At 71.5% G+C, this 5,877-nt stretch carries 7 protein-coding genes; all 7 read right to left on the bottom strand.

The features are described from left to right. Positions 1-450, bottom strand: a 450-nt coding sequence (locus tag RT309_RS13350) for a siderophore-interacting protein (RefSeq protein WP_313357788.1), incomplete at its 3' end; no start/stop codon positions are given. Then, positions 440-1,240 (bottom strand): ABC transporter ATP-binding protein, encoded by an 801-nt coding sequence (locus RT309_RS13345; protein WP_313357786.1) that lies wholly within the window; start codon positions 1,238-1,240, stop codon positions 440-442. The genes RT309_RS13345 and RT309_RS13350, both read right to left, overlap by 11 nt. Further along, positions 1,237-2,307, bottom strand: coding sequence for a FecCD family ABC transporter permease (locus RT309_RS13340; protein ID WP_396654459.1), 1,071 nt, complete (start codon positions 2,305-2,307; stop codon positions 1,237-1,239). The genes RT309_RS13345 and RT309_RS13340 overlap by 4 nt, the downstream gene beginning before the upstream one ends. Before the next feature lie 47 nt (positions 2,308-2,354). Next, the gene (locus RT309_RS13335) at positions 2,355-3,401 is read right to left on the bottom strand and encodes an iron ABC transporter permease (RefSeq protein WP_313357785.1); all 1,047 of its coding nucleotides are present in this window, start codon (positions 3,399-3,401) and stop codon (positions 2,355-2,357) included. A gap of 27 nt (positions 3,402-3,428) precedes the next feature. Next, positions 3,429-4,460 carry an iron-siderophore ABC transporter substrate-binding protein gene (locus RT309_RS13330; RefSeq protein ID WP_313357783.1) on the bottom strand — a complete coding sequence of 344 codons (1,032 nt, stop codon included), beginning with the start codon at positions 4,458-4,460 and terminating at the stop codon, positions 3,429-3,431. A 121-nt stretch (positions 4,461-4,581) separates the two neighbouring features. After that, complete coding sequence (locus RT309_RS13325) at positions 4,582-5,340, bottom strand: SDR family oxidoreductase (protein WP_313357782.1); 759 nt, start codon at positions 5,338-5,340, stop codon at positions 4,582-4,584. 44 nt (positions 5,341-5,384) lie between these two features. Next, positions 5,385-5,877: hypothetical protein (locus RT309_RS13320; RefSeq protein WP_313357780.1), on the bottom strand; the 493-nt coding region annotated here is incomplete at its 5' end.

Here is a 5,877-nt window from a genome sequence, read left to right as displayed (position 1 = left end):
GTGCTCGCGGGCGGACACCCCACGGCGCGGGCCGACGATGAACAGCGGCTGCCCCACCCGTGCGCCCGCCGCCCACCGGGAGGCCGGGCCGGTGAGGCCCGGTCGCAGGTGCAGCACGAAGTCGACGACGATCTCGGTGCCCGCATCCGTCACGGTCAGCTCGCGCACCGAGTAGGTGCGCATCGAGCCGCGCTCGTCCTCCGGAACGGCGAGGTACGATCCCCACCAGTCGTCGCCGTCACGGTCGATCGGCGGCACGGCATCCGGTCGCGGCGGGAAGATCAGCTTGATGCGCGAGTCGAGCGTGTCGCCCAGGGTGCCGAGCTCGTCGAGCTCGTCACCGCCGAACGTGATCCGCACGAAGTTCGGCGAGACCCGCTCGACCGCGCGCACCTCGGCGAGCGCCAGCAGGTAGGTGGGCCGAGTCTTCGTCGTGGTGTCAGTGGACATGATGCCTCCCGATGGGCGTGACCATCGGCTTGCCCGAGACGGGGTCGACGGTGATCTGGTTGGCGAGGCCGAAGACCTCGTGAACGAGTTCGGCGGTGAGGATCTCACCCGGCGCCCCGACCGCGTGCACCCGGCCGTCCTTCATGGCGACCAGCTCGTCGCTGTACCGGGCGGCGAGGTTGAGGTCGTGCAGCACCATCACGATGGTGGTGCCGCGTGAGACGCTGAGGTCGGTGAGCAGATCGAGCACCTCGACCTGGTGGGCGACGTCGAGGAACGTGGTCGGCTCGTCGAGCAGCAGGATGTCGGTCTGCTGCGCGAGCGCCATCGCGATCCACACCCGCTGGCGCTGACCGCCCGACAGCTCGTCCACGCTGCGATCGGCGAGATCGCTGATGCCGGTGGCGTCGAGCGCGTCGGCGACCACGGCGTAATCGTGGGCGCTCCAGCGCGCGAGCATCCGCTGGTGCGGGTGCCGCCCCCGGCCCACGAGATCGGCGACCGCGATCCCCTCGGGCGCGACGGGTGACTGCGGCAGCAGCCCGAGAACGCGCGCGACCTCCTTGGACGGGCGAGCGTGCACCGAGGCGCCGTCGAGCACGATCCGGCCCGCAGCCGGCGCGAGCAGGCGCGCCAGCGCACGAAGCAGCGTGGATTTGCCGCATCCGTTCGCCCCGACGATCGAGGTGATCCGGCCGGGCGCGATCGACAGATCGAGCCCCTCGATGACCGTGCGGTCGCCGTACGCGAGCGTGACGGACTCGGCCGCGAGAGTGTGTGCCGCGGTCACAGGGAGCCTCCCGAGCGGTTGGTGCGGATGAGCAGGTAGATGAGGAAAGGCGCGCCGAGCACCCCCGTGACGACACCGACCGGGTAGCGGGCGCCGAGGACGAACTGCGCTATCAGGTCGCTGCCGAGCACGAGCGCGGCGCCGACGAGCGCGCTGGGCAGCAGCAGGGTCGCTCCGGGTCCGGCGATGCGCGCGGCGATGGGCCCGGCCATGAACGCCACGAAGGCGATGGGTCCGGCCGCGGCCGTGGCGAAGGCGAGCAGAGCGACCGCCCCGAGGATGAACAGCATGCGCGTCGCGTTCACCCGCACGCCCAGGCCGGCGGCGGAGTCGTCGCCGAGCTGCATCGCCCCGAGCGAGCGCCCCTGCGACAGCATCAGCGGCATCACGACCGCCGCCGCGACGGCCATCGGAAGCACGCGCTCCCACGAGGCGTTGTTGAGGCTGCCGCTGAGCCACTGCATCGCGGCCTGGATGTCCCAGCTCGCCGCCCGCGAGAGCAGGTACGAGGTCACGCTCTGCAGCATCGCCGCGACCCCGATGCCGATGAGGATCAGCCGGGTGCCGGCGAAGCCGCCCCGGATCGAGAGCGCGTAGATCAGCGCGGCCGTGGCGAGCGCGCCGCCCAGCGCGAGCAGCGACACCGCCGGCCCGTCGAGCGAGAGCACGATGATGCCGATCACTGCTGCGGCGCCGGCGCCGTGCGAGATGCCGATGATGTCGGGCGAGGCGAGCGGGTTGCGCAGCAGGGTCTGGAACGTCACGCCGGCCATCCCGAAGCCGAGCCCGGTGAGCACCGCCAGTACGGCCCGCGGCAAGCGCAGCTCGCCCACGGTGAACGAGGCTCCGGGCACCGTCTCGCCCAGCAGGACCCGCACGATCTGCTCAGGGCCGTAGAACCGATCGCCGACCATGAGCGCGACGGCGAAGAGCAGGCACACCAGCGCACCCAGCGTGATCGTGGCGGCCGCGTGGCGGCGGTGGCGGGCGCGGCGGCCGGCGATGATGCCGACGACGCGCTGCGCGCCGGTGTCGGCCGGACGCTCGAGCGTGTGCCCGGTCGGGATGCGGGTCTCAGCCGCGGCGTGTGCGCCTGCCGTGCGCTCGCGAGCGCTCACAGTTCACGCACCTTCTGCCTGCGCACGATCCAGATGAAGAAGGGCGCCCCGATGATCGCCGTGATGATGCCGACCTGGATCTCCTGGCCCGACGGGGCGATCACCCGGCCGACGATGTCGCTCGCCGTCAGCAGCACCGCTCCGACCATCGCCGAGAACGGCAGCAGCCAGCGGTGATCAGTGCCGACCAGCATCCGGCACACGTGCGGCACGATCAGCCCGACGAAGCCGATCGGACCGGCGATCGCGGTGGCGGCGCCGGCGAGGATCACGGCGCCGAGCGCCGCGAGCATCCGCGTGCGGGCGACGTTCTCGCCCAGGCCTCTGGCCATGTCGTCGCCGAGTGCGAGGGAGTTCATCCCCCGTGCGCTCAGCAGGCAGATGAGGGCGCCGAGTGCGAGCACGGGCGCGGTGACCGCGATGCGCGGCCATTCCGCACCGCCGACGCCCCCCACCTGCCACGACTGGAAGCTCTGCAGCAGGTCGACCCGCGGCAGCATGATCGCGCTGATCAGCGAGGCGAAGGCGGCCGAGGTGGCCGCACCCGCGAGTGCGAGCTTGAGCGGAGTGGCACCGCCGCGGCCCAGGGATCCGACGGCGTAGACGAAGACCGCCGCCACCGCGGCGCCCGAGATCGCGAATGCCATCTGCCCGAACGGGTCGCTCAGGCCGAACGAGGCGATGCCGATGACCACGGCCAGCGAGGCGCCGTTGGAGACGCCGAGTATGCCCGGTTCGGCGATCGGGTTGCGGGTGACGGCCTGCATTGCCGCTCCCGCCACGGCGAGCGCCGCACCGACCAGCAGGGCCAGCGCCGTTCGCGGCATCCGCTTGATGATCGCGGCCTGCTCGATCGTCTCGTTCTGCCCCGCCAGCGCCGCGAGCAGATCGTCGATCGTCACCGCGCGCACGCCGAACGAGATCGACAGGATGCTGAGCACGATCAGCCCCGCGACGCCGGCCATCAGCCACGACGCGCGCGCCAGCACCGGCCGGCGCAGATGCGCGACGGCCGGTGCTGGTGCGGCGGCGGTGGAGGTCACAAGCGGAAGTCTCCGGATGCGCGAGTGCTACCGGGCCAGCGGTGCGGCGAGGATGTCGAAGTAGTCGCCCAGGCCCCACGGGATCGACAGCGGCGACGGATTGGCGGATGCCGCGATCGGCGTCGCGTCGGGCAGGATCGCGACGCGCCCCTCGGCGATCGCGGGGATCTTCGACAGCAGCGGGTCGGCCTGCAGGGTGGCCACGGTGGAGTCGTCGCCGTAGGTGACGAACAGGTCGACATCGTCGAACCTCTGCGCCTCCTCGGCCGACACCTCGAGGTAGAACTGGTCGCTGTCTTCGCTGTCCGCGACGATCTGCGGCAGCGGCAGGCCGAGCTCGTGCAGGTAGCCAGGACGGGTGTCGGCGGCGGTGTAGTAGCCGATCTTCGACAGGTCGCTCATGTCGAAGTAGCCGAACAGCACCTTCGCGCCGTTCAGGGCCGGGTGCTGCTCGAGCGCGGCGTCCGCGTCGGCGTCGAGCTGTTCGACGAGGGCCTCGCCCTCCTTCTCGAGGCCGAGCGCGGCGGCGTTCATCTCGATCATGTCCTCGACCGAGGTGCCCCACGCGACGTCGGGGTAGGCCACGACGGGAGCGATCTTCGACAGGGTGTCGTACTCCTCCTGCGTGAGTCCGGAGTACGCGGCGAGGATCACGTCGGGGGCGGTGTCGGCGACGGCCTCGTAGTCGATGCCGTCGGTCTCGTCGAACAGCACGGGGGTCTCGCCGCCGAGCTCGTCGAGCTTCTGCTCGGCCCAGGGCAGGATGCCATCGCCGTCGTCGTCTCCCCAGGTGGCCTTGCTCATGCCCACCGGGACGATGCCCAGCGCGAGGGGCACCTCGTGGTTCGCCCACGCGACGGTCGCGACGCGCTCGGGCTTGGCGTCGATCACGGTCTCGCCGTAGGCGTGCTCGATGGTGACGGGGAACGGCCCGCCCGAGGATCCGGTCGAGCCGGCGGTCGAGTCGCCGGAGCTGTCATCGGCGGCGGAGGCGCAGCCGGCGAGGCCGAGGGCGAGGGATGCCGCGGCGGCGAGGACGAGGAGGCGGGAAGATCGCACGGGCGTTCCTTCGGGTGGGTGGCAGGCGCGGATCGCGCCGGGTTCGGTAAGGCTCACCTAACGTAACACGGGTTAGGCAAGCCTTACCAACCGAGGAATCGCTCGGCGGGTGGTCAGCAGATCACGCGATCCCGCCGCCGTCCACGACCAGCGCCGATCCGGTGACGTACGACGCCTCGTCGCTGGCGAGCCATACCACGGCCGCCGCGATCTCGCTCGGCTGCCCCATCCGGTTCAGCGGACGCTCCGCCGCCTCGGCCAGGAATCCGGTCTGGTCCTGACCCAGCTGACGGGCCTCGTCGCGCAGCATCCCGGTGTCGACGTCGCCCGGGTTGACCGAATTGACCCGGATACCGTCGGGACCGTGGTCGATCGCCAGCGCGCGGGTCATGTTCACGACCGCGCCCTTCGACGCGCAGTACGAGATCGCCTGGCCGCCGCCCTTGAGTCCCCATCCGGAGCCGGTGTTGACGATCGAGCCGCCGCCGTTCGCCTTCATGATCGGCACGACGTGCTTGCACATCAGGAAGATGGCGCGCACGTTCACGCCGAACACGCGGTCCCACTCCTCGACGGTGGTCTCGACGGCGGTGGTGCGACGGATGATGCCCGCGTTGTTGAACACGACGTCGATGCCGCCGAGCGACTCGTTCGCCGTCTCGACGACGCGGATGATGTCGTCTTCGCTCGAGACGTCGGCGGCGATCGCGACGGCCGTTCCGCCGGCGGAGCGGATCTCCTCCGCCACCGCCTCGGCGGCGTCGGCGTTCAGGTCGACGACGGCGACCGAGGCGCCCTCGGCGGCGAAGGCGAGCGAGGTGGCGCGGCCGATGCCGCCGGCGCCGCCGGTGACGATGGCTTTTTTGTTCTCGAGACGCATGGGTTTCCTTCCGGGTGGGCTGAAGGTCGGGTTGGGCGACCGGGTCAGGGGACGAGCTCGGGGGCGGCGACAGCGTACAGGCTGGTCGTAGCGGCTCCCGTGATGACGCGGATGTGGCCGGACAGCCGCTCGTCGACGGCGGGATCGCCGGTCTCGACGATGAGCGCGCGGCCATGCAGGTCGATGAGCTTCTGCTCGGGGGCGACCACCATGAGCGGATCGTCGCCGAGGGCGCTGACGACCGCGGCCGAGAGCTGCTGGTTGCCGCGGCCGAGCAGAAAGCCCTGCCCGCCGATCACGGTGACGACGGCCTGCGCCGGGCCTCGGGAGATCTCGTCGAGCAGCTGCGCCTCGCTCGCGGCCGACAGCAGCCGTCTGCCGTCGAGGATCACGTCGACGCCGAGCGGCGACTTCTCGAGCCCGAGCTGGCGGGCGATCTCGGCGGTGGTGCCGCCGGGGCCGAGCAGGTAGCGCACCCCCGGCCGCATCCGCTCGACCGCGCCCCGGGCGGCGGCCGCAACGGCCGCAGCTTCGGAT

Source organism: Microbacterium sp. (assembly GCF_032084865.1).
Lineage (GTDB): Bacteria > Actinomycetota > Actinomycetes > Actinomycetales > Microbacteriaceae > Microbacterium.
Note: the sequence above shows the minus strand (reverse complement) of the source record. Positions and strands in the feature narration are given on the sequence as shown.